Origin of the sequence: Gordonia sp. (in: high G+C Gram-positive bacteria) (genome assembly GCF_047602025.1) — a bacterium.
In the GTDB taxonomy this organism is placed as follows: Bacteria; Actinomycetota; Actinomycetes; order Mycobacteriales; family Mycobacteriaceae; genus Gordonia.
The window spans coordinates 2,533,545-2,556,913 of sequence record NZ_JASGII010000001.1; the positions used below are offsets into that span (position 1 = coordinate 2,533,545).

Consider the following 23,369-nt stretch of genomic DNA (forward strand, 5'->3'; position numbering starts at 1 on the left):
GGAGCACCCATGCCCGCCCCGATGTCGGACCTGACGCGTGAGACCTTCGCGCGGGTGGCGCCGGGCACCGGGCTGCGCGACGGCCTGGAGCGGATCCTGCGCGGCGGCACCGGCGCCCTGATCGTGCTCGGCTACGACAAGGACGTGGAGAAGCTCTGCGACGGCGGGTTCACCCTCGACGTCGACTTCGCCCCGACGCGGCTGCGCGAGCTGTCGAAGATGGACGGCGCCCTGGTGCTGTCGACCGACGGCTCGCGGATCCTGCGCGCCAACGTGCAGCTCATGCCGGACCCGACGATTCCGACCAGCGAGTCGGGCACCCGGCACCGCGCCGCCGAACGCACCGCGATCCAGACCGGCTACCCGGTGATCTCGGTCAGCGCGTCGATGTCGATCGTCAGCATCTACGTCGACGGCGCGCGGCGGATCGTCGAGAGCCCCGACCCGATCCTCTCGCGCGCCAACGTCGCCCTCGCCACCCTGGAGCGCTACCGCTCGCGGCTCGACGAGGTGCTGGGCCAGCTGTCGCGGTCGGAGATCGAGGACGACGTCACCCTGCGCGACGTGATGAGCGTGGCGCAGCGGATGGAGATGGTCCGACGCGTCGCCGACGAGATCGACCTCTACATCCTCGAGCTCGGCACCAACGGACGACAGGTCCGGCTGCAGCGCGAGGAGCTCCTCAGCGACAACGACGCGAGCCGCGAACTGCTCGTCCGCGACTACTACGCCTCGCCCGAGCCGCCGACGTCGGAGGAGCTCAAGCGGGCACTGGCGGCGATCGGCAAGCTGTCGGACACCGACCTGCTCGACCTCTCGCTGATCGGCCGCTGCTTCGGCTACCCGACGACCGTCGAGGCCCTGGACACGACGATGACCCCGCGCGGCTATCGGCTGCTGTCGCGGATCTCGCGGCTGCAGTTCGGCCACATCGACCGCCTGGTCACCAACTTTGGATCGCTGCAGTCGCTCCTGGCCACCAGTGCCGCCGACCTGCAGGGCGTCGAGGGAATCGGCAGCATCTGGGCCCGCCACATCCGTGAAGGACTGTCGCGCCTGGCCGAATCAAGTCTGGACCGGTACTAACGCACCCTGATTTCGGTCCCGCGCCACCGATCGACGGCGCGGGAGCGGATTCGTGAAGCGGGACTACGGCTGCTGCGCGGGGGCGACGACGTTGAACGTGATCGGCGCGGACTCGCGCTCACCGATCTTGCCGATCGCGCGGTAGGCGCCCGGCGGAATCGGCTCGCGCGGAGTCTTGCAGCCCGGCTTGCTGGTGGTGCCCGACCAGTTGATGGTGTCGCGCTCCTGCTGGCCCGGCTGGAAGTTCACGTTGTTCACCGAGCGCAGCGGCGAGCAGTCGCGCGCGGTCCACAGGGTGCGCGTGCCGTCGAGCGAGCGGACCACGACGTTCTGCACGGACTTGCCGATGTCGCGGGTGCACTCGGTCAGACCGCCGTTGGTCACCGCGAGGGTGAACACCGGCTGGTCGCCGACCTTGTAGGTGGGCTTGTCGGTGTAGAGCACCACCGACAGGCTCTGGTCGGTGCACAGGTTCTGCGCGGGGATGGCCGGACCGGCGGCGTTGTTCGGACCGCCGGGCGTGCCGTCGGGAGCGGCCGCCTGACCGTCGGGCCGCGGCGTGGGTGCGGCCTTCGGCGTCGAGGGCGCGGACTGGTCGTCGCCCTGCGTGCCATCGCCCTGACCGTTGGCCTGATCGCCCGACTGGGCACCGGCCTGGTTGTCACCGGCCGGGGCGGGCGGAGCGGGCTTCGGGGCGGGCTGCGCCGAGCTCGTCGCGGCGACCTTCTGGTTGTCGCCCTTCGACGGCAGCGCCGAGATGATGAGCGCCAGGACCAAACCGACGAAGGCAAGCGCGCCCACACCGGCGACGATGCGGCGTCGCCAGTAGATTTCCTGCGGCAGGGGGCCTTGCGGTTCGATCACGCCATCAACGCTAACTGCCAGCGGCGATGCGGCCGCTGAGGCTATCCGGCGTGTCGCGAATAGGGCGCTGATCACACGAAACGTGGATTTGCGCCCCGGCTACACCTCGACGGGCTCGACCGGCAGATCGTTGATATCGCCGAGGGCGCTGCGGAGCGCGACGCGGCCGTCGGCGAGGTGGTAAGTGAGGCCGACGATCGCGACCTCGCCGCGGTCGACGCGCTCCTTGATGAGCTGGCTGCGCTGGAGCAGCAGTCGGCCGGTTTCGACGACGTGCTCTGCCTCGAACTCGTCGAGCCGGGTCTTGCCCTTGGCGCGGGCCGACAGGATGCTCGGGCCGACGCGCTCGATGATGTCGCGGATGTAGCCCGTCGGGATGGTGAGGTCGTTGAGCGAGTCGACCGTCGATCCGACCGCGCCGCACGAGTCGTGCCCGAGGATCGCGATGAGCGGGACGTCGAGCAACTCGGTCGCGAACTCGAGTGAGCCGAGGACCGAGGAGTCGATGATGTGCCCGGCGGTGCGGACGACGAACATGTCGCCGAGACCCTGGTCAAAGATCATCTCGGCCGCGACGCGCGAGTCCGAGCAGCCGAACAGGACGACATTCGGCGACTGACCGTCGGCCAGGACCGCGCGGGTGTCGATACCCTGGTTCGGGTGTTCCGGCTTCCCTGCGACAAAGCGATCGTTCCCGGCCTTGAGGTTCGCCCAGGCCTGGGCGGGCGTCAACCGTTCTGAAGGTTTGTGCATGGTTCCGAGTATGCCACCGCAATCGGTCTTGGGCTGGTTCGACGACAACGTGCGGGATCTGCCCTGGCGTCGCGACGACGCGACCGCGTGGCACATCTTGATCAGTGAGTTCATGCTCCAGCAGACGCCAGTCGCGCGGGTCCTGCAGCCGTGGCGGGAGTGGGTCGCGCGATGGCCTTCACCTGCGGATATGGCCGCCGCCGACGGCGCCGACGTCTTGCGCGCCTGGGGCAAACTGGGCTATCCGCGACGGGCACAACGACTGCACGCCTGCGCCCGGGCGATCGCCGCCGACCACGGCAACATCGTCCCCGACGACGTCGACGAACTCCTCGCCCTGCCCGGCGTCGGCGAGTACACCGCGCGGGCCGTCGCCTGCTTCGCGTACGGGCAGGCGGTCCCCGTCGTCGACACGAACGTCCGCCGGGTGATCGCCCGCGCCTGCCACGGGCTGGCCGAGGCCGGACCGCCCAAGCGCACCGACCTCGACGATGCGCTCGCCGTCGCACCGCGCAATCCCGACGGTTCGCTCGCCGCGACGGCGCCCCGGTTCTCCGCCGCGCTCATGGAACTCGGCGCACTGGTCTGCACCGCGCGCAATCCGCGCTGCGACGAATGCCCGCTGCTGGCGACCTGTGCGTGGGTCGCGGCCGGCAAACCCGCGTCGACGTCGCCGCGCAAACCCAGCCAGCGCTACGAGGGCACCGACCGCCAGGCCCGCGGTCGGCTGCTGGACGTGCTGCGCGAGAGCCCCGGGCCGGTCGAGCGGGCACGGCTCGACGTCGCATGGCCGATCGATCCGGGACAACGCGCGCGAGCACTCGACTCGCTGCTCGTCGACGGGTTGATCGAGGTCACCGACGACGGCCTGTTCCGCCTCGGCGGCTAGCGTTCCTCCCGCTCCCGACGCGGTTTCAGCGGGAAGTGTGAATCGCTGCGGGAGGAAGCGCGCTGAGGAAGGCCTCGACGGCGCCGCGGAAGAACTCGGGGGCGTCGTCGTGGACGAGGTGCCCGGCGCCGTCGGCGACGACGTGCTGTGCGTTGGCGTTGCGCACGGCCATCTGGGCCATCTGACCCGGGGGTGCGACGGTGAAGCCGGCCTCGATCAGCAACGTCGGGACGTCGACGGCCGCCCACTGCTGCCAATAGTCGCGCCGCCCCCACTGATCGGCGATGGCGATGAAGGTGTCGATGTGCCCGTGCAGGCGGCCGTCGTCGAACGCCTCGTAGAAGTAGCGGCCGGCGACCTCGCCGAACATCTCCTGCGCCTGCGCGAGCGATTCGAACCGGTCGGGCCAGGTCTCGAACCACGGCGTCCAATTGCGAGTCGTCTGACCGCGGAAGTCGGGGGCCATGTCTTCGACGACGAGCCCGCGCACGAGCTCCGGACGCGCCGCGGCGGTGCACCACGCGTGCAAGCCGCCCATCGAGTGGCCGATCAGCACCGCGGCGCGGTCGTCGCCGGTCCGCGCGGCGATCCGGCCCAGGGCGTCGACGGTGTCGTCGACGAAGCGTTCGGTCGCGATGGCGTCGGGCGCGAGCTCGGGCTCGTCGAGCGGGCCGGCGTGAAAAGCCGCGTCGACGGTGAACACGCGGCCGTAGCGCCGCAGCCACCCGACCTGGCGCGACCAGGTGCGGCCCCGGCCCATCAGTCCGTGCAGCAGCAGGATCGGCGGTCCGTCGCCCCCGTGGTCGGTGAGCGCGTCGAAGTCGGTCACGGCTCGACGGTACCGGGCGTTTGGTCCCTACTGGCGCACTCGCGGCGTCGATAGGCTGGGGCTCATGTCAGTAGTGAAGATCAACGCGATCAGCATCCCCGAAGGCGCCGGCCCCGAGCTGGAGAAGCGCTTCGCCAACCGTGCGCACAGCGTCGACTCGTCGCCGGGCTTCCTCGGCTTCCAGCTGCTGCGCCCCGTCGCTGGCGACGACCGCTACTTCGTCTACACCGAGTGGGAGTCCGAGGAGGACTACCAGAACTGGGCCAACGGCGACGCGCGTGCCGCCCACGCCGCGCAGCGCACGCAGAAGCCCGTCGCATCGGGTGCGAACCTCCTCGAATTCGAGGTCGTCATCGACGCCAAGCCGTCCGGCAAGTAGCGCACCCGGACCGCGCCGCGCGGACTCGCGCTCCTGCCCCTCCATCCGACCACGAATCACGAACCCCTGGTCGCGAACTAGAACGTGTTCTAGTATCGAAGGTGAACCAGATCACCAACCTTGGAGCATTCATGACCGAGACCGCGACCGCCCCCGACACCCTCGTCGGTGGGGGCGACCAGCCCAACCTCTACATCGGCGGCAAGTGGGTTGCGCCGCACTCGACCAAGCGCCTCGAGGTCATCTCGCCGGCGACCGGTCAGAAGGTCGGGTCCGCCCCCGACGGCGACGCCACCGACGTCGACACCGCGGTCAAGGCCGCCAAGGCGGCGTTCGACTCGGGCATCTGGCGCACCAAGGCGCCGGCCGAGCGCGCCGCGGTGCTCCGCAAGGCCGCCGAGCTGCTCAATGAGCGCGCCGGTGACGTCACCGGCCTCATCTCGGCCGAGATGGGCGCATCCGCCGCCGACGTCGCGACGCTGCAGATGCTGCCGGGCACCGGTGTGCTCAACGCCTACGCCGACGCGTCGGACGCCTACCAGTGGGAAGAGAAGCGCACCGGCCTGTTCGGCGAGACCATCGTCGTCCGCGAGCCGGTCGGCGTCGTCGGAGCGATCACCGCGTGGAACGTCCCGCTGTTCCTCGTCTGCAACAAGCTCGGCCCCGCGCTGGCGGCCGGCTGCTCGATCGTCTTGAAGCCCGCCCCGGAGACGCCGCTCGACGCGAACCTGATCGCCGAGATCTTCACCGAGGCCGGCGTGCCCGAGGGCGTCATCTCCGTCGTCACGGGCGGTCTCGAAGCCGGCCAGGCGCTCGTCGAGCACCCCGACGTCGACAAGATCACCTTCACCGGCTCCACCGCCGCGGGCAAGATCATCGCGTCGCGCTGCGGCGAGCTGCTCAAGCGCTACTCGCTGGAGATGGGCGGCAAGTCGGCGGCGATCGTCCTAGAGGACGTCGACCTGCCGTCGAGCATCCACATGCTGGTGTTCTCCGGCCTGCTGAACAACGGCCAGGCGTGCGTCGCTCAGACCCGCGTCCTGGTCCCGCGTTCGCGGCACGACGAGATCGTCGCCGCGATGGTCGAGACCGCCAAGACCTTCACCCCCGGCGTGCCGTCGGACCCGGAGGCCAAGCTCGGCCCGATCATCACCGAGAAGCAGCGCGACAAGGTCGAGGGCTACATCAAGAAGGGCAAGGACGAGGGCGCCACGGCCGTGCTCGACGGCGGTCGGCCCGACGGCCTCGACTCCGGCCACTTCGTCGCCCCGACGATCTTCACCGGCGTCACCAACGACATGACGATCGCCCGCGAGGAGATCTTCGGCCCGGTCATCTCGGTGATCCCCTACGACACCGTCGACGAGGCCATCGCCATCGCCAACGACTCCGACTACGGACTCGCCGGCTCGGTGTGGACCTCGGACATCGAGAAGGGCGTCGAGATCGCCAAGCAGGTCCGCACCGGCACCTACGGCATCAACTGGTACGCCATCGACCCGGCCTCGCCGTTCGGCGGCTACAAGACGTCGGGCATCGGTCGCGAGAACGGCCGCGAAGGCCTCGAGTCCTACCTCGAGCACAAGGCCATCCTGATGCCGATGGGCTACTCGTCGCAGGGTTAGTCACACAAAGCCGAAACCGGCCGCACCCGATCCGGGTGCGGCCGGTTTTCGTTTGGTGCCCACTCGGCGAGTTATTGGTGCCCACTCGGCGAGTTATTGGTGCCCTGGTCTCGATACAGCCGCTCCTACGTCGCGGCCACTCGACCCAAGCGGCGATTAGCGCGGGGGACGGGGACCGGCCGGCGGGTTGGGTGTCGCCGGCGTCTTCGTCTGGCGCTCGACGACGTTGCGCAGCGAGTCGTCGGTGAAGATGTCGATCGAGTTGATCTTCCACTCGCCGCCCTTCTTGGCCATCGTGAACTGCACGCGGCTCGGGTCGACGCGGATCTTCGGCTCGGCGGCACTCGTGACGGACTGGTTGAGGAACAGCAGGACCGTCGACGTCTTGCGCGTGTTGGTGACCACGCCCGCGTCACGCACGGTGAGCTTGGAGATGATCTTGTTGTCCTTGACGTTCTTCGCCATGTTCAGGTCGCTGACCTGCTCGTCGAACTGCTTGCGCGCCAGGTCGATGAGGAAGCCCTTGGACTCCTCGATCTTCTGATCGACGTTCTTCGGCTCGTAGCTGAACATCGTGTCGGCGTAGCCCTTGGCGGCGTCCAACGAGTTGTTGCGCGCCGATTCGACCTGCCAGAGCCGGAACCAGTTGAGGGCCAGCACCAGGGTGAGGACCAGCAGGGCCGCCAGGACGGCGGCCACGATGTACCAGCTGCGCGGGATCTCCTCGGACTCGGACTTCCCACTCATCCGCCGGGCCACGGATTCGGCCCGTTCGCTCACTGTCTCCGCCACGTCAGTACACCCAATCCAACTTGGTCACCTTGAGGTCGCCGTTGATCCGGCGCATGTCGACCTTCCAGCGGAAGACCTGCCGCTCGACGTCCTCCTTCTTGTTGCTGAGGCGCTGCGTCCACCCGAGGACCATCAGCACCTGGCCGTAGTCGGGCTCGGCCCGGGTCACGGCGCGCGAGAGCACCTGACCCTGGGTCTGAATGTCGTGCTGCTCGATCATCCCGATGATCTGCTGGGTGACCAGGTTCAGGTTCTCGTAGGCCGTGCCGCTGGTCTTGTCCAGCAGCGTCTTGCGGATGGTGTCGACGTTGGTTTTGTTGAGCGACGTCAGGTTGACGGTCACCTGCTGGGCGAAGTCGTCGTACTGATGCCGCAGATCGTTGCGCTCGTGGAGCCGGTAGCCGAAGTAGCCGAACAGCACCGAGGCGACGAGCAGCAGCGTCGCGACGGCTGCGGCCGCAAAGCCCAGGGCCGCCACGCGCGGGTCGACGCGGTCGACGGTGACGAAGGACTCCGTCTTCGACGAGGCCTTGGCGGTTTCCGGCTTCGACTTGCGGGGACTCGATACAGCGGAGTCGCGGTCACTCGATACAGCGGCCTCGGCCGGCGCCGTCGCCTTGCTGGGCGTCGATACAACGGGCTCGCTGCGCTCCGCCGCCACTCGACCACCCCTGGGGCGACGCTTGATCGGCGCCACGCGGACGGGCTGGGCCGCCGGGCGCTTGGCGCGCTTCGCCACGGTCTCGGTGGTCTCAGGGGTTTCCGGTGTGCTCGCTGAATCCGACGTGGATTCGCTCACTTGACCCTCGGGTTGATCATCTCTTGCCATTTAGTCGTTTTCCCCCGCGAGTCTTTGCCCAGACCCGCGTTGTAAGTCTTGCCGTCGGGACCGATGTAGTCGCCCGACTTGGGGTCGTACGTGGTCGAGTAGACCGCCGGCTGATTGCGGTTCTTCTTGAACTGGCTCGGCGTTCCGGGCACCACGGTACCGGTGCCGCCGCCAAAGCCCGCCGTGGCCACCCCCGGCGTACCGGGGCCCTGCCACTTGAGGCCGAAGGGCAGCCCGTTCGGGAACGGGCCGTTCTGCCGGGCCAGCGGCTTGTACCCGGTGCGGCACTCCTCCGGCGTCGACGCGCGTCGACCGGGGAACTCCACACACGGGAAGTTGCGGGCACCGCGGACGGCCAGGTTCTGGTCCTGTGGGACCCGGCACAGCATCCCCGGCGGCATCTCGCGCGCCTCGACCTCCGAGCCCGAGCGCCAGGCGCTCGGCGGCAGGAAGCCGACAGTGCAGGTGCCCGGGTCCTGGAACCCGAGCGCGAAGTCGGCGTTCGCGCCGTAGCGGTCCACGTCGCCGGTGTTGACCGCGGTGATCAGCACGTCGAGCAGGCGCGGGTACAGCACCAGGATCTGGCGCATGTTCGGGTGGTACACCGCCTGCGTCTTCAGGGTGGTGCCGAGGTTGTCGACGAGCAGCGGGATCGACATCTTCATGTTCTCGAAGACCTGCCCGGTCTGCGCCGTCACGTTCGGCCCCTTGGCCAGGATCCCGGTGATCTCCGGCTTGTTGGCGCGCAGCTGATCGGTCACCTTGGTCATCTGCGACGTCCACGAGCGCACCGAGTCGGCAGTCCGGCTCTGCGTCGACAGCACGTCGCCCGCCTGCTGGACCAGGGCGATCATCTGCTCGGAGTTCTTGTTCGCCTCGGTGGTGAGCAGCGTCATCGAGTCGAGCAGTCGCTGCAGTTCCTCACCGGTGCCGTTGAACGACTGGAACACCTCGTCCATGACCGACCGCAGTTGCGAGTCGCCGACGCTGGTCAGCAACTGATCGGCCTGGTCGAGCATCGTCGAGATCTCGACCGGCACGTCATCGCTGGTCACCGTGGCGTTGTTGTGCAGCGAATCCGACGACGGGTCGCCCGGCGGGGTGAACACGACGAACTGCTCGCCGACGGCCGAGACCGAGCGGATGCCGGCCTTCGAGTTGGCCGGGATCTTCGCGCCGGAGTTGATGACCAGACGGGCGCGCACGCCCTCGTCGGTCAACTGCACCGCTTCGACCTTGCCGACGTCGACGCCGCGGTAGCTGACGTTGGCGTTCTTGTAGATGCCGCCGGTGGTCGGCAGGTCCAGGTTCACCCGGTAGACGCCCACGCCGAGCATCTGCGGGATTCGGATGTAGTAGATGCCCATGGCGATCACCGCGATGATCGCGACAATCGTGAAGATGATCAGCTGGGCACGCTGGAAGCTCAAGATCTTCATCGCGGCGCCCTCCCCGGTTGCTGGTTCCGCTTCGGCTTCTTCGCGCCCGGCTTGCGCGCACCGGGCGCCTGACCCGGGACGAGACCCGGGATGATGCCCTGCGGATTGAGGTTCTGCGGGTTGAGGTTCTCTCGCTGCATCGGCGACCGGAACGGGTTGAGCCCGCGCCCGGCGGCCCCGGCGGGACGGCCGGCGACCGCCTCGGGGCCGATGATGCGGCTGCCCAGCACCGACGGGAACAGCGTCTTGCCCAGGCGGTAGAAGGTGAGGTCCAGGTTCAGGTCGGTGTTCACGTAGTCACCGCGGACCACATTGCTGATCGCCTTCTCCGGGAACGGGAAGCTCAGCAGCACGCCGAGTGACTTGGCCAGCGACGGGCCGGTCGACTCCAGCTGGGCCAGCGTCGGCTCGAGGGCCTTCACCGCGGTGCGGATGTCGTCGCCGTTGGCCTTGAGGATGTCGTCGGCGGTGTCCGACAGCTTGCCGATCGCGCCGAGCGCATCGACAAGCTGCTGCTTCTGGTCGACTAATAGCTGCAGGATCTTCGGCGAGTCGGCGAGCGCCTTCTCGATCGTCGGCGCCTGCTCGTTCATCGTCTGCGTCAACCGGTCGAGGCCGTCGATCGCCTTGATGATGTTGCCGCGCTGGGCGTTGAGCGTGCCGACCAGCTTGTTCATCCGCGGCACCAGGTCCGCGATGGCGTCCTGGCGGCCGTCGAACGTCTTGTTGACCTCGGTGACGATGTCGCCGAACTGGGCGAGGCCGCCGCCGTTGAGCACGACCGACAGCGAGCTGAGGACCTGCTCGGTCGTCGGGAAGGCACAGGCCGAGACCTGCTGGGCGACGCTGACGTCGGGAATGGCCTTGCCCTTGTCGGCGGGGCCCGCGATGTTCTGCTGCTCGGGGCACTTCGCCAACGGGATGGTGTCGCCCGCCCGCATCATCGAGCCGCCCGGGGAGTCCGGCTGCAAGATCTGCAAGTGCGAGGAGCCCAGCACGCTGGTCATACCGACCATGACGTGCGATCCGCTGGGGATCTGCGCGCCCTTGTTCATGCGCATCTCGACGCGGGCGTTCCAGTTGTCGACGGTGATCTTGCCGATCGACCCGATGGTCGCGTCGTCGAGCATGATCGGCGCATTCGTCACCAGGCCGGCGGCGGTGGGAATGATCGCGCTGACCCGGTAGGAACCGTCGCCGGTGCCGGGCGCACCGGGAACCGGCAGCGTATTGGCACCGCCAAAGCCACAGCCGACGAGGCCGGTCGTCACCGCGGTGCCGATGGCCACCGCCGCGACCCCGCGGCGCACATACTTCTTCGTCTGCGTCGTCATCAGTTCTCCGCCCCGAACGGCACGAGCATGTTCCCCAGCGGGTTGGGCAGGTTGTTGCGCTGGCGCGTGTTCTCGTCGAGCTCGCGGATGCGGTTCTGCGCCCGCGCCTTCACGTCGTCGTTCTGGTAGCGCAGCTGTTCCGGTCGGGCGACCTGGCCCTGAACGGGATTGGTCAGGAACGGCGGGTAGTTCACGACCATCGCCTTCATCACCGGCGCGAGGACGTCGACGCACTTGTCGACCTCGGCCTGGCTCTGCCCGGGACGGTTGTTGGCCTGCATCGTGCCGCACAGCAGCGTGATGATGTTGTTGCCCATGCCCAGGCCGAAGATGCCGCCGAGCGAACCGGTCATCGGGTTGTAGATGTTGTAGAAGTTCGACAGCTGCGTGGGCGCCGAGTGCAGCAGGCCGCGCAGCTTGGCGTCCTTCTCGCGCAGGATGTTCGTCGCGGTGGTGAGCTTGTTGACCGAGTTGCTGAGGGCGTCGCCGTTGGTGTCGAGGAACTTCTTGATCTCCACCATCGCCGAGTCCAGACCGAGTAGGGCGTCGTTCAGCGCGGCGGTGTCCGAGAGGACCGTCGACACGCTGGCGATGCGGCCGTTGAACTGGACCAGCTGCTCCTGGCTCGACGACAGGACGTCGGTCAGCTTCTGCAGGCTGCGGATCGTGGAGAACAGGTCGTCGCGGCCGGCCGACAGCGTGCCGGTCAGCTTCGACATCTCGCGCAGCGACCGGTTGATCGCCTCGCCGTTGCCCTCGAGGTTCTTGTTCGCGACGCCCACCGCGCGGGTCGCGGCGCCATCGCTGGCCCCGTCGGGGCCGACGGCCTCGGTGAACTTCGACAGCTGCTTCTTCAGGTCGTCCCACTCCATCGGGACCGCGGTGCGCTCCATCGGGATGTCGTCGCCGCCGACGAGCTTGGGCCCCTGCTTGTAGACCGGCGCCAACTGGATGAAGCGGCCCGACACCAGCGACTGCGCGACGATCGCGGCGCGCGCGTCGGCGGGGACGTCGACCGACTTGTCCAGGCGCAGCTTGACCTTGACCGCGTCCGGCTGGGGGTCGACGGCGACGACCCGGCCGACGTTGACGCCCAGGACGCGCACCGGGTCGCCGGGGAACAGCCCGGTCGCCGAGCGGAAGTAGACGGTCACGGTGTCGGTGGTCGCCTTCTGGTAGCCGAAGTAGCCCGCGGCCACCAGCAGCAGCGCGGCGAATGCGGCGATCGCCGCGGTGATCAAACGCTTACTCGTCATCACGCCTAACCCCCCGTTCCGTCCGGGTAGGTGATTTTGGGAACCGGCTTCTTCGGCTTGTTCGGGTTGTACTCGGGCGCGATCTGCCACTTGTTCGGCAGGAAGGTCGAGTTGGTCCAGTCGTACGCCTGCCAGATCTCCGGGTACTTGCGCTGCAGCGCCTTCATGAAGACCGCGGTGTAGTCGCCGAAGGTCGGCACGCCGACCAGCGACGAGAAGTACGGGCCCGAGGACACGGCCTCGCCGAGCAGGTTGGCGTACGGGCCGAGGCGGTCGACGGCCTGCTCCAGGTCCGACTTCTTGTCGATCAGGATCTGGGTGACGCGGTCGAGCTTGCTCAACATCGGCGTCAACTGCGCGTTGTTCTCCTTGATGAAGCCCTTGATCTGGTTGGACACATCGCGGGCACCGGTGATGATCTGCTCCAGCGCGGCCGAACGGGTCTGCAGTTCGCCGAGCAGCGCGTTGGCGCTGATCAGCAGCTTGTTGACCTGCTCGTTGCGGTCGCCGACGATCGCACTGACGTTGTTGGCCTTGCCCAGCAGCTCGCGCAGCGACTTGTCCCGGTCGGCGATCGACTGCGAGAGCCGCGCGACACCGTCGACGGCGCTGCGGACGACGTCGGGCGTCGCGGAGAAGGTCTTCGACATCGCGTCGATCGCGGTCCGCAGCTGGTCGGTGTCGGTCTCCTCCAGCGTGCTGGTCGCGTTGTCGAGGGCGTCGGTCAGCGAGTACGGCGCGACCGTGTTCTCCAGGCCGATGTCGCTGCCCGGCTCGATGCGGCCGGGGCCGTGCGGAATCAGCGTCAGGTTGCGACGGCCCAGGACCGTCTCGGTCTTGATCGCGGCCTGGGTGTCGACGCCAAGGTTGACCCGGTCCTTGAGGCGGAACTTCACCGCCGCCTTCTTGCCATCCTTGGTATCGGCGAGCGAGATCGACTCGACGTTGCCGACCTCGACGCCGGACACCGACACGATGTCGCCGGGCACGAGGCCGCCGGCGTCGTCGAAGTACGCCTTATAGGTGCTCACCGGCGACAGGAACGGCAGGCTGGTCATCTCCAGCGCGGAGACGACGACCAGGCCGGTGACGAGGAAGCCGATGACGCCGGTGGCGGCACGGCTGCGCTGACCGCGCGCGATGTCGCGCTCGACGTCGGCGGCGTTCGACCCGCTGCGCTGGACTTCGGGGACTGCGTCGGTCATGTCGGCTGGCACCTCCCGCCGGCCATCTGCGTGTTACCCGTGGCGTCGATGGTCGGCATGACCAGCTGCGGGGTGCCAGGGGCACCGAAGATCAGCCGCTGGCGACAGATCCAGATCTGCAGCCAGGCGCCGTAGCTGCCCAGGTTGGACAGCTTCTTGAAGTCGCTGGGCAAGCGGCCGAGCAGCCCGCGGACGTAGGCCTCGTCGCGCAGCAGCGCCTCGGAGACGCCGTCGAGGTTCTTGAAGGTGTTCTGCAGCCCGGGGCGGGTGTCGCCGAGGAGCTTGGCCATGTCGGTGGCCACCGCGGCGGTCGACGTCAGCGACGAGCCGATGGTGCCCTTCTGGTCGGCCAGGCCGGTCATCAGCGTCTCCAGGCGGTCGATGCTGTCGATGAGGCCGGTGCGGTCCTTGTCGATCGTCGTCAGCGTCGCGTTCAGGTTGTCGATGACCGCGCCGATCAACTCGTCGCGGTCGGCGAGGGCGTCGGTCAGCTGCGCGGTCATCTTCAGCAGGTTGTTGAGCGACGGGCCCATGTTCTCGTCCTGGAAGACCCGGACGAGGTTGTTAGACAGCTCGTTGACCTGCTTGCCGTCCATCGTCCGGAACAGCGGCTTGAAGCCGCCGAGCAGCTTGTCGAGGTCGAGCGCGGGCTCGGTCTGCGTCAGCGGCAGCGTCGACCCGGGGGCGAGGACATCGCCCGGGTTGCCCGAACCGCGGCGCAGTTCCATGAAGCGGTCGCCGGTCAGGTTCTCGTAGCGGATGAGCGCCTCGGCGGACTTCGGCAGCGGGTACTTCCGGTCGACGGAGAAGGTGACCTTCGCCTTGTTGTCATCGGTCAGTGCGACGCCCTTGACCGCGCCGACGTCGACGCCGGCGATCTTCACCTTCGCGCCGGGCCGCATGGCCGAGGCGCTGGTGAAGATGCCGTCGTAGGTGTTGGTCCGGGTGCCCTGGAAGCGGCTGAAGACGGCGACGAGGCCGACGAAGACCAGGAGCATCGCGGTGGCGAATGCGCCCAGCTTGATACAGGTCGCCCGGAACTGGCGTGCGCGATTATCCACGGGGCGGCGCTCCGAATAGCAGTTGGAAGACCTTGGTCGTACTCATCTTCGCCTTGGTGCGCGGCTGGTACGGGTTCGGTCCGTTGTCGATGACCAGGAAGTTCGCCTTCTTCTTGGTGCGCGGGTTGGACAGGCCGTTCTCACAGGTCGGCGGGGCCGCACCGCGGTTCCACGGCAGGTCCTTGGGGTACTCGTAGGGGTCCTTGCCCGGGAGCAGGCCGGCGTTGAGCTTCAGCATGCCGTCGTTCAGGCCGAAGATCGGCGCACCGATCTCGTGGCCGACCGCGGCGGTGCGGATGAAGCAGGCGATGCCGGGGGCGTTGTAGCCGAGCAGCGACATCGTCGGGTTCGAGTCGTTGAGCATCGCGATGATCGCGGCCTTCTTCGGCTCGAAGATGCCGTTGATCGTGTTCGACATGCCGATGGTGTTGGCCAGCAGCGCCTCGAGGTTGGTGCGGTTGTCGACCATCGTGTTGCCCAGGAAGACCGCGTTGTCGACGGTCTTCATCAGGTCGGGCATCACGTCGCCGTAGAGGTTCATCACCGGCGCGGACTGGTTGATCAGCGTGGTCAGCTCGTCCAGGTGCGGGTTGGTCTTGCCCAGCACGTCCGACAGGCTCTGGATGCCCTTGCCGATGGACTCGCCGTTGCCGTCGAGGGCGGTGGTGATCGCGCCGATCGCCGCATTCAGCTTGTCCGGCTGCAGCTCCGCGAGCACGCCCACCAGGCGCTGGTAGACGGTGTTGAGCTCGACGGTGACGTTGTCGCCCTTGATCTCCGAGCCGGCCTGCAGCGAGTAGCCGACCTTGTCCGACGGCTCGACGAGCGTGACCGCCTTGGCGCCGAAGATCGTGTTCGACTTGATGTCGGCGCGGACGTTGCCGGGGATCTTACCCAGCTGGCTGCGCGGGATCTTCAGGTCGAGGACCGCGTGGCCGTCCTGCTCGGTGATCGAGCGGACGCGGCCGACCTCGACGCCGCGCAGCTTGACCTTGGCGTCGGGATTCATCACCAGGCCGGCGCGCGGAGCGACGACGGTGACGTCGGCGGTCCGGGTGAACCAGCCGAGGAACTGTCCGGCCGCACCCACGACGAGCAGGGTGAGGACGGTGACCATCGCGACCGCGGCGGTCCGCCGGACCGCAGGGCTGCGTTCATCTCGTTCCAACATGCCCCTACCCCGCCAGGTTGAACTTGCCGTCGGCGCCGTAGATGGCGAGTGAGGTGAGCAGCGTGATCACGACGACCACGACCAGGGAGGTGCGCACGGCGTTGCCGACGGCCACGCCGACACCGACCGGGCCGCCCGACGCGGTGTAACCGTAGTACGTGTGGATCATCATGACCGCGACGGCCATGGCGATCGCCTGCGCGAAGGACCACATGATGTCCGACGGGATCAGGAAGGTCCGGAAGTAGTGGTCGTACACACCCGGCGACTGCCCGTAGAGGAACACCGTCGCCATGCGGCTGGCGACGAAGGAGGCGAGCGCGGCGAGCGCGTACAGCGGGATGATCGCGACCAGGCCGGCGATGATGCGCGTCGACACCAGGTAGGGCACCGACTGCACGGCCATCGTCTCGAGCGCGTCAATCTCCTCGCTGACGCGCATGGCGCCCAGCTGTGCCGTCGCACCGGCGCCGATCGTCGCGGCCAGCGCGATACCGGCGATCACCGGGACCGCGATGCGCACGTTGATGAAGGCGGAGAAGAAGCCGGTCAGGGCCTCGACGCCGATGTTGGCGAGCGAGTTGTAGCCCTGCACGGCGATCGTGCCGCCGGTGAACAGGGTCAGGAAGCCGACGACCACGACGGTGCCGCCGATCATGGCGAGCGCACCGGTGCCCATGGAGATCTCCGCGATCAGGCGCAGCGTCTCCTTCTTGTAGTGCTTGAGGGCGCGCGGGATCGACACGATGCTGTCCCAGTAGAACAGCGCCTGGTCGCCCAGATCCGCCCACCGATCGCCGGAGCGCTTGAGGGCGACGCGCGCGCGTCGAAGACTGGTTGTGTGGGGCAAGACCATCTCAGCTCCCCGTCGCCGTCAGTCCGACCGCCGTCACGACAATATTGACGACGAACAGTGCCATGAACGAATAGACCACCGTCTCGTTGACGGCGTCGCCGACGCCCTTCGCGCCACCGGAGACGTTGAGTCCCTGGTAGCAGGCGACGAGGCCGGCGAACAGGCCGAACAGGGCCGCCTTGATCATCGAGATGATCAGCTCGCCCAGGCCGGTCAGCAGCGTGAGGTTCGCCAGGAAGGCGCCCGGGTTCACATCCTGCAGGTAGACGGAGAAGACGAAGCCGCCGCCGATGCCGATGGTGCAGACCAGGCTGTTGAGCAGCAGGGCCACGCCGGTCGAGGCGATCACGCGCGGGACCACGAGGCGGTGGATCGGGTTGATGCCCAGCACCTTCATCGCGTCGATCTCTTCGCGGATGGTGCGGGCGCCGAGGTCGGCACAGATCGCCGTCGCGCCGGCACCGGCGACGATGAGCACGGTGACGATGGGACCGATCTGGGTGATGGTGCCCAGCGCCGCGCCGGCGCCGGAGAGGTCTTGGGCGCCGATCTCGCGGAGCAGGATGTTCAGCGTGAAGCTGACCAGCACGGTGAAGGGGATCGCGACCAGCAGGGTCGGGACCATCGAGACGCGCGCGATCGCCCACGAGCACTCAATCGTCTCGCGCCACTGGAACGGACGGCGGAACAACTCCCGCGCCGTCTCGGTGGTCAGGGCGAAGAAGTCGCCAAAAGCAGCGAACGGCGTCGCAAGCTTAGTGAGCACCGTCACTCCTTCCCCCGTGACTTTCGAAAACCTACCATGCGCGTTACTGCACCGTTGTCAGTTGGCCAGCGAGCTTGCCGCAAACGTGACTTTCGGATCCCGCGCATCGAAATAGCTGGTCAGCGCCTTATCGAGCTCCCCATCCGACCAATCGTCCGTGGTCGCCGCAAAGACCTCGGCGATCTCCGGCGCGGCCATCAGCGTGACCTTCGGGCCGTAGACGACGAAGAGCTGGCCGTTCACCGACTGCGCCGACGGTCCGGCCAGGTAGGTGACGAGCTTGACGACGTGTTCGGGCGAGAGCGGGTCGACGCCGTCGGTCGGCGCATCGCCGAAGACGTCGGCGGTCATCGCCGTGCGGGCCCGCGGGCAGATGGCGTTCGCGGTGACGCCGTACCGGCCCAGCGCGCGCGACGCCGACAGGGTCAGTGCGGTGATACCGGCCTTGGCGGCCGCATAGTTCGCCTGTCCGGGCGGGCCGAACAGGCCCGCCTCCGACGAGGTGTTGATCAGGCGGCCGTAGGTCGTGCCGTCGCCTTCCTTGGCGAGGCCGCGCCAGTAGGCCGCGGCGTTGCGGTTGAGCAGGAAGTGGCCGCGCAGGTGGACGCGCTGCACCAGGTCCCACTCGTCGTCGGTCATGTTGAAGAGCATCGTGTCGCGCGTGATGCCCGCGTTGTTCACGACGATGTTCAGGCCGCCGAGATCCTCGGTGGCGGTGCGCATGATCTCGGTCGCCGTCTCCGACGCCGAGATGTCGCCCGCCACCGAGACGCCGCGGGAACCCGCGGCCTTGATCTCGTCGAGCACGTCGCTGGAGTCGAGGGCCTGCGCAAGGTCGTTGACGATGACGGTCGCACCGGCCCGCGCCAGGCCGATGGCCTCGGCACGGCCCAATCCGGCGCCGGCACCGGTCACGACGGCCACGCGGCCGTCCAACGATCCACTCACGCTCATCCTCCAGCTATGTCCGGGCTGTATTCGCAGTCGAGTCCACTGACTCAAAACTAGAACCTGTTTCAGGCACCATACAGGCTCGCGGCGGGGTGTGGGCTGACACCCCGAGAATTTCCTACGGGGTCTACTCGTGCAGCGTCAGGGCCGACTTGGGGCAGCTGGCCACCACCTGACGCATCTCCTCGGCACGGTCGGTCGGGAGGTCTTCCTGCAGGATAACCAAGTAATCGTCGTCATCCAGCTCGAAAACGTCCGGCGCCATACCGACACAGATCGCGTTTGACTCGCACAGGTCGAAGTCACAACTGATGCGCATCGCACAACTCCTCTCCTTGGAGTCCGCCTCGGTTGACGAACCCACTCGTCTCAGGTTAGAACGTGTTACAGAAACAAGCGAGTAAACCCCCTAAAACGAAAGCTGGAGTCGCGATGCGCATCGCCTATTCCGAAGAGCAGGAAGCGCTGCGCCGGGAACTGCGCGCGTACTTCGAGAAGCTCATGACCCCCGAGCGTCGCGCGGCGCTCACCTCCACTTCCGGCGAGATGGGCGAGGGCGACGCCTACCGCGACGTCGTGCGCCAGATGGGCAAGGACGGGTGGCTCGCCCTGGGCTGGCCCGAGGAGTTCGGCGGCCAGAACCGCTCGATGATGGATCAGCTGATCTTCACCGACGAGGCCGCCATCGCCGGTGCCCCGGTGCCGTTCCTGACCATCAACTCGGTCGCGCCGACCATCATGCACTTCGGCACCGAGGAGCAGAAGAAGTTCTTCCTGCCCAAGATCGCCGCAGGTGAACTGCACTTTTCCATCGGCTACTCCGAGCCGGGCGCCGGCACCGACCTCGCGTCACTGCGGTCGACGGCGGTCGAGGACGGCGACGAGTTCGTCATCAACGGCCAGAAGATGTGGACCAGCCTCATCCCCTACGCCGACTACGTGTGGCTGGCCGTACGCACCGACCCGGAGGCCAAGAAGCACAAGGGCATCTCGATGCTCATCGTGCCGACGACCGCCGAGGGCTTCTCCTATACGACGGTCCACACGATGGGCGGCGTCGACACCTCCGCCACCTACTACCAGGACGTGCGCGTGCCCAAGACGGCGCTCGTCGGCGAGCTCGGCGGCGGCTGGCCGCTGGTCACCAACCAGCTCAACAACGAGCGCGTCGCACTGTGTAGCGCCGCGCCCATCCAGACCGCGCTGCGCGAGACCACCCAGTGGGCACAGCAGACCAAGACCCCGACCGGGGAGCGCGTCATCGACACCCCGTGGGTCCGGTCGAACCTGGCCCGCGTGCACGCCGGGGTCGAATTCCTGAAGCTGATCAACTGGAAGATCGCCTCGCAGGCGGGTTCCGGCGAGGCCCCCAGCCCGGCCGACGCGTCGGCGACCAAGGTGTACGGCACCGAGTTCGCCACCGAGGCCTACCGCCTGTTGCTGCAGGTCATCGGCCCGGCGGCGACGCTGCGCCAGGGTTCGACCGGCGCCCACCTGCTCGGCCGCCTCGAGCGTTTCCAGCGCTCGTCGCTGATCCTCACTTTCGGCGGCGGGACCAACGAGGTCCAGCGCGACATCATCGCCATGCTCGCCCTCGGCCAGCCGCACCAGCGGCGATAAGGAGACTTCTCATGGACTTCCGCACCGAAGAGACCACCGGCGAGCTGGTCACGCTCGCCCGCGACATCGCCACCAAGATCTCGACGCCCGAGCGGGTCGCCGAGCTCGAGGAGAAGCTGGCCCCGCTCGACGACACGCTCTGGCGCGAACTCGGCTCGGCCGGCCTGATCGGCCTGGAGCTGCCCGAGGATCTGGCCGGCGTCGGCGGCGGGCTGACCACCGTCGACACCGTCGCCGTCGCCACCGAGGTCGGCCGCGCCCTGGGCGTGGTCCCCTACGCCACGACCGCGATCGCCGTCCTACCGGCGCTGGCCGGCTGGTCGGGCGCCAAGCGCGACGAGTGGATCGCCAAGGTCGCCGGCGGCCAGGCCGTCATCGCCGCGGCCGTCGACGAGGACACCGTCTACGACCCGTTCGCACCGGCCGCCGTCAAGTACGCCAAGGGCAAGCTGAACGGCACCAAGGTCAACGTCGGCTTCGCCGGCGCATCCGAGGCGCTGCTGGTCACCGCCGACGGTGGCAAGGGCCCGGTCGCCGTCCTGGTGGAGACCGGCGCCGCCGGAGTCACCGTCACCCCCGCGCCGTCCACCGGCCTGCTGCCGACCGCCCAGGTCGACTTCGCCGGTGTCGCGGTCGACGCCGCGAACGTGGTGGCCGAGGGCGATGCCGTCGCCGAGCTGGTGAACCGGCTGAACCTGGCCGCCTGCGCCGAGCAGTGCGGCATCGTCGAGCAGGCGCTGCGCCGCACCGCCGAGTACGCCGCCGAGCGCGAGCAGTTCGACCGCAAGATCGGTTCGTTCCAGGCCGTCGCGCAGCGGCTGGCCGACGGCTACATCGACGTCCAGGGTCTGCAGCTGACCACCACGCAGGCCGCGTGGCAGCTGTCCGAGGGCATGGACGCGGCCGAGGCGATCGACACGGCGAAGTTCTGGGCCGGGCAGGCCGGGCACCGCGTCGGACACACCGCGGTGCACGTGCACGGCGGCGTCGGACTGGACACCTCGCACCCGACGCACCGCTACTTCCTGCGGGCCAAGCAGAACGAGTACGCCCTCGCCGGCGAACCCGCGGTGCTGGCCCGACTCGGCGACCGCATCGCCGCCGACCCCGCGTAGCCTCTCGCCGAGCGTGCCCAGAAACTCGCCGAGCGCGCCTTCAGTCGCCGACGCGCGCTCGTTGTCGGAGCTGTTGGCGCCGCTCGTCGACGTCACCGACCGGGGGCTGCACCACGGGGAGATCTACATCTCCTGGCACGACCACCTGCGGCAGGCGGCGCACATCGGCAAGGCGGTGCGCGCCCGCCTCGACCCCGACCGCCCGCCGCATATCGGCGTCGCGCTCACCATGCCGGTGGACTACTGCGTCTTCCTGACCGCGGCGGTGCTGGAGGGCTTTGTCGTCGTCGGCATCAACACCACCAGGCGCGGGGCAGCCCTGGCCGGTGACGTGGCGACCGCCGACTGCCAGTTCGTGCTGACCGACTCGGCCACCACCGAGCTGTTCCAGGGCCTCGACGTGCCCGAACTCGTCGTGCACGACCAGCCGTTTCACGAGATGGTCGACGCGGTGGAATCGCCGGAGCGGGTCGTCGTGCCCGATCGCTCCCCCGACGACCTGGTGATGCTGATCTTCACCTCGGGCACGACCGGCGACCCGAAGGCAGTGCGCTGCAGCATGCGCAAGTTCGCGGCGCCGGGGGTCATGCTCGCCGACCGGTTCGGGCTGGGCGCCGACGACGTCGTGTACGTCTCGATGCCGCTGTTCCACTCCAACGCGATGGTCGCCGGGTGGGCGGTGGCGCTGGCGGCCGGCTCTTCGCTCGTACTGCGCCCGGCGTTCTCCGCACGGGGGTTCCTCGAGGACGTGAGCCGCTACGGCGTCACCTACGCGAACTACGTCGGCAAACCGCTCCACTACATCCTCGCCGTCCCGCCGCGGCCCGACGACGCCGACGTCGCCCTGCGCATCATGTACGGCAACGAGGCCAGCGCCGCGGATCGGGCCGAGTTCGCCCGCCGCTTCAACTGCACCGTCGTCGACGGCTTCGGGTCCACCGAGGGCGGCGTCTCAATCTCGCGCACCCCGGACACCCCGCCCGACGCGCTCGGCCCGCTGCGGGAACCGATTGCCGTCGTCGACCCGGAAACGCTGTCACCGGTTCCCGCCGGCGAGGTCGGCGAGATCGTGAACACGTCGGGGCCCGGGCTGTTCGACGGCTACTGGGGCGACGACGCGTCGACCGCCGAACGGCTCCGCGGCGGCATGTACCGCACCGGCGACCTCGGCTGGGTCGACGCCGGCGGCTACATCCACTTCGCCGGACGGCTCGGCGATTGGGCGCGCGTCGACGGGGAGAACCTGGGCACCGCGCCGATCGAGAAGATCCTGCTGCGGCACCCGGCGATCCGGCAGGCCGCCGTCTACGGGGTGCCGGTGGAGATCGGCGACGAGCTGTGGGCGGCCCTGGTCGCACCCGGATTGACGCCCGACGACCTCACCGACTTCCTCGCCGCGCAGTCAGACCTCGGCCCCAAACAGTGGCCGTCGCACATCCGCATCGTCGACGAGCTGCCGCAGACGGCGACATTCAAAACCGTGCGCACCGAGCTGCGCGGTGCGGCAGAGCCGCCGGACTGGTCGCGGGTCGACCGGCGCTACCGCGCGGTCTCGTCGACCGACCGCGGCAGCTTGTAGGTCACGCCCGTCATCGCCTCCGACTCCTCCCACAGGCGGCGCCACATGCGGCGGTCCTGGGAGAGCTTCGACGACGGCGCCGAACGGACCGGGCCGCGCGACTGGCCGATGCCGCCGGTCGGGCCCCAGTACTTGTGCGGGTCGATGTCGGGCTCGGTCGCGCCGAACAGGATCGACTGCGCGGCCTTCTTCGGCTCGTGGCCCCATACGGCGGCGAAGCCCTTGCCGACCAGGTCGACGGGCGTCTCGGTCTTGGTGAACAGGTCGGTGCCGGAGACACCGGGGTGTACCGCGTAGGAGCGCAGCTGGGAGTCTGCCTCGTCGAGACGCCGTTGCAGCTCGCGGGCGAACATGAGGTTGGCCAGCTTCGACTGCGCGTAGGCGAGGTTGCGCTGGTACCGGCGGTTCTCGTAGTTGAGGTCGTCGATCCACAGTTTGGGCGTCTGGCGGTGCGCGATGCTCGCCACGGTGACGACGCGGTCGGTGATCTGGTCGAGCAGCAGCCCGGTCAGCGCGAAATGCGCGAGGTGGTTGACGCCGAACTGCATCTCGAAGCCGTCGGCGGTCCGCTTGAGCGGCAGGTTCATCAGCCCCGCATTGTTGATCAGGACGTCGAACTCGCCCATCCGCGCCGCGAAGTGCCGCACTGACGCGAGGTTGGCCAGGTCGAGCGGCTTGACCCGCACGTCGCCGGAGATGCCCTCGGCGATCAGCTCGGCCTTCCGCGTGTCGCGGCACGCCATGATGACGGTCGCACCGCGCTCGGCCAACGCGCGCGTCGCGACCTCGCCCAGACCGCCGTTGGCCCCGGTGATCACCACCGTCCGGCCGGTCTGGTCGTCGATGTCGTCAATCGACCACGCCATTGTGGCACCCCTTCGCAAGAACTCCCGCGCGCGCATCCGCGCAGCTTATGTGGTCAATTCGACCACATCGAAGCGGCAAAAGGGACCTTTGGCCGGTCGGGTAT

23 protein-coding genes are annotated in these 23,369 nt (G+C 68.3%); 7 read left to right on the forward strand and 16 right to left on the reverse strand.

Annotated elements, in window-relative coordinates:
* The first annotated feature begins 9 nt into the window (after nucleotides 1-9).
* A complete protein-coding gene (disA, locus tag QM728_RS12755; protein WP_415032379.1) occupies nucleotides 10-1,086 on the forward strand; it encodes a DNA integrity scanning diadenylate cyclase DisA in 1,077 nt (358 codons plus the stop codon).
* A 63-nt stretch (nucleotides 1,087-1,149) separates the two neighbouring features.
* Here disA and QM728_RS12760 read toward each other — a convergent pair whose 3' ends face one another.
* Both QM728_RS12760 and QM728_RS12765 read right to left on the reverse strand, forming a co-directional pair.
* Nucleotides 1,150-1,950, reverse strand: coding sequence for a hypothetical protein (locus QM728_RS12760; RefSeq protein ID WP_415032380.1), 801 nt, complete (start codon nucleotides 1,948-1,950; stop codon nucleotides 1,150-1,152).
* Between the two features lie 99 nt (nucleotides 1,951-2,049).
* Nucleotides 2,050-2,703: a carbonic anhydrase gene (locus QM728_RS12765; RefSeq protein ID WP_415032381.1), complete on the reverse strand. Its 654-nt coding sequence runs from the start codon at nucleotides 2,701-2,703 to the stop codon at nucleotides 2,050-2,052.
* Here QM728_RS12765 and QM728_RS12770 point away from each other — a divergent pair.
* Entirely contained in the window at nucleotides 2,702-3,592 is an 891-nt protein-coding gene (locus tag QM728_RS12770; protein ID WP_415032382.1) for an A/G-specific adenine glycosylase, read from the forward strand. The genes QM728_RS12765 and QM728_RS12770 overlap by 2 nt on opposite strands.
* 25 nt (nucleotides 3,593-3,617) lie before the next feature.
* Here the strand turns inward: QM728_RS12770 and QM728_RS12775 are convergent, their stop codons facing one another.
* Entirely contained in the window at nucleotides 3,618-4,421 is an 804-nt protein-coding gene (locus QM728_RS12775; protein ID WP_415032383.1) for an alpha/beta fold hydrolase, read from the reverse strand.
* Nucleotides 4,422-4,485: 64 nt separating this feature from the next.
* Here QM728_RS12775 and QM728_RS12780 point away from each other — a divergent pair, with 64 nt between their 5' ends.
* On the forward strand, nucleotides 4,486-4,800 hold the full coding sequence (locus tag QM728_RS12780; protein ID WP_415032384.1) for an antibiotic biosynthesis monooxygenase family protein: 315 nt from the start codon (nucleotides 4,486-4,488) through the stop codon (nucleotides 4,798-4,800).
* Nucleotides 4,801-4,931: 131 nt separating this feature from the next.
* A complete protein-coding gene (locus tag QM728_RS12785; RefSeq protein WP_415032385.1) occupies nucleotides 4,932-6,425 on the forward strand; it encodes an aldehyde dehydrogenase in 1,494 nt (497 codons plus the stop codon).
* Between the two features lie 156 nt (nucleotides 6,426-6,581).
* Here QM728_RS12785 and QM728_RS12790 read toward each other — a convergent pair whose 3' ends face one another.
* From QM728_RS12790 to QM728_RS12845, 12 genes are all read right to left on the reverse strand, one after another.
* Nucleotides 6,582-7,217, reverse strand: a complete 636-nt coding sequence (locus QM728_RS12790; protein WP_415032386.1) for a hypothetical protein — start codon at nucleotides 7,215-7,217, stop codon at nucleotides 6,582-6,584.
* A 1-nt stretch (nucleotide 7,218) separates the two neighbouring features.
* Nucleotides 7,219-7,956, reverse strand: a complete 738-nt coding sequence (locus QM728_RS12795) for a hypothetical protein (RefSeq protein WP_415032387.1) — start codon at nucleotides 7,954-7,956, stop codon at nucleotides 7,219-7,221.
* Nucleotides 7,957-8,012: 56 nt separating this feature from the next.
* The gene (locus QM728_RS12800; protein ID WP_415032388.1) at nucleotides 8,013-9,485 is read right to left on the reverse strand and encodes an MCE family protein; all 1,473 of its coding nucleotides are present in this window, start codon (nucleotides 9,483-9,485) and stop codon (nucleotides 8,013-8,015) included.
* Nucleotides 9,482-10,819, reverse strand: coding sequence for an MCE family protein (locus tag QM728_RS12805; RefSeq protein ID WP_415032389.1), 1,338 nt, complete (start codon nucleotides 10,817-10,819; stop codon nucleotides 9,482-9,484). The genes QM728_RS12800 and QM728_RS12805 overlap by 4 nt, the downstream gene beginning before the upstream one ends.
* Nucleotides 10,819-12,075 (reverse strand): MCE family protein, encoded by a 1,257-nt coding sequence (locus QM728_RS12810; RefSeq protein WP_415032390.1) that lies wholly within the window; start codon nucleotides 12,073-12,075, stop codon nucleotides 10,819-10,821. The genes QM728_RS12805 and QM728_RS12810 overlap by 1 nt, the downstream gene beginning before the upstream one ends.
* 5 nt (nucleotides 12,076-12,080) lie before the next feature.
* Entirely contained in the window at nucleotides 12,081-13,280 is a 1,200-nt protein-coding gene (locus tag QM728_RS12815) for an MCE family protein (protein ID WP_415032391.1), read from the reverse strand.
* Complete coding sequence (locus tag QM728_RS12820) at nucleotides 13,277-14,341, reverse strand: MCE family protein (protein WP_415032392.1); 1,065 nt, start codon at nucleotides 14,339-14,341, stop codon at nucleotides 13,277-13,279. Before QM728_RS12820 ends, QM728_RS12815 begins: the two co-directional genes overlap by 4 nt.
* Complete coding sequence (locus QM728_RS12825; protein ID WP_415032393.1) at nucleotides 14,334-15,512, reverse strand: MCE family protein; 1,179 nt, start codon at nucleotides 15,510-15,512, stop codon at nucleotides 14,334-14,336. Before QM728_RS12825 ends, QM728_RS12820 begins: the two co-directional genes overlap by 8 nt.
* Before the next feature lie 4 nt (nucleotides 15,513-15,516).
* Nucleotides 15,517-16,368: an MlaE family ABC transporter permease gene (locus tag QM728_RS12830; protein WP_415032394.1), complete on the reverse strand. Its 852-nt coding sequence runs from the start codon at nucleotides 16,366-16,368 to the stop codon at nucleotides 15,517-15,519.
* 1 nt (nucleotide 16,369) lies between these two features.
* Entirely contained in the window at nucleotides 16,370-17,134 is a 765-nt protein-coding gene (locus tag QM728_RS12835) for an MlaE family ABC transporter permease (protein ID WP_415032395.1), read from the reverse strand.
* A gap of 57 nt (nucleotides 17,135-17,191) precedes the next feature.
* A complete protein-coding gene (locus QM728_RS12840; RefSeq protein ID WP_415032396.1) occupies nucleotides 17,192-18,082 on the reverse strand; it encodes a 3-oxoacyl-ACP reductase in 891 nt (296 codons plus the stop codon).
* Between the two features lie 130 nt (nucleotides 18,083-18,212).
* Entirely contained in the window at nucleotides 18,213-18,404 is a 192-nt protein-coding gene (locus tag QM728_RS12845; RefSeq protein WP_415032397.1) for a ferredoxin, read from the reverse strand.
* A 113-nt stretch (nucleotides 18,405-18,517) separates the two neighbouring features.
* Between QM728_RS12845 and QM728_RS12850 the strand changes: the two genes are divergently transcribed.
* From QM728_RS12850 to QM728_RS12860, 3 genes are read left to right on the forward strand one after another with little or no spacing between them, the layout of a single operon-like run.
* Nucleotides 18,518-19,705 (forward strand): acyl-CoA dehydrogenase family protein, encoded by a 1,188-nt coding sequence (locus QM728_RS12850; RefSeq protein ID WP_415032398.1) that lies wholly within the window; start codon nucleotides 18,518-18,520, stop codon nucleotides 19,703-19,705.
* An 11-nt stretch (nucleotides 19,706-19,716) separates the two neighbouring features.
* Entirely contained in the window at nucleotides 19,717-20,820 is a 1,104-nt protein-coding gene (locus QM728_RS12855; RefSeq protein WP_415032399.1) for an acyl-CoA dehydrogenase family protein, read from the forward strand.
* Nucleotides 20,821-20,833: 13 nt separating this feature from the next.
* A complete protein-coding gene (locus QM728_RS12860; RefSeq protein ID WP_415032400.1) occupies nucleotides 20,834-22,399 on the forward strand; it encodes an AMP-binding protein in 1,566 nt (521 codons plus the stop codon).
* Here QM728_RS12860 and QM728_RS12865 read toward each other — a convergent pair.
* Nucleotides 22,360-23,265: an oxidoreductase gene (locus tag QM728_RS12865; RefSeq protein ID WP_415032401.1), complete on the reverse strand. Its 906-nt coding sequence runs from the start codon at nucleotides 23,263-23,265 to the stop codon at nucleotides 22,360-22,362. The genes QM728_RS12860 and QM728_RS12865 overlap by 40 nt on opposite strands.
* Nucleotides 23,266-23,369 lie beyond the last annotated feature (104 nt).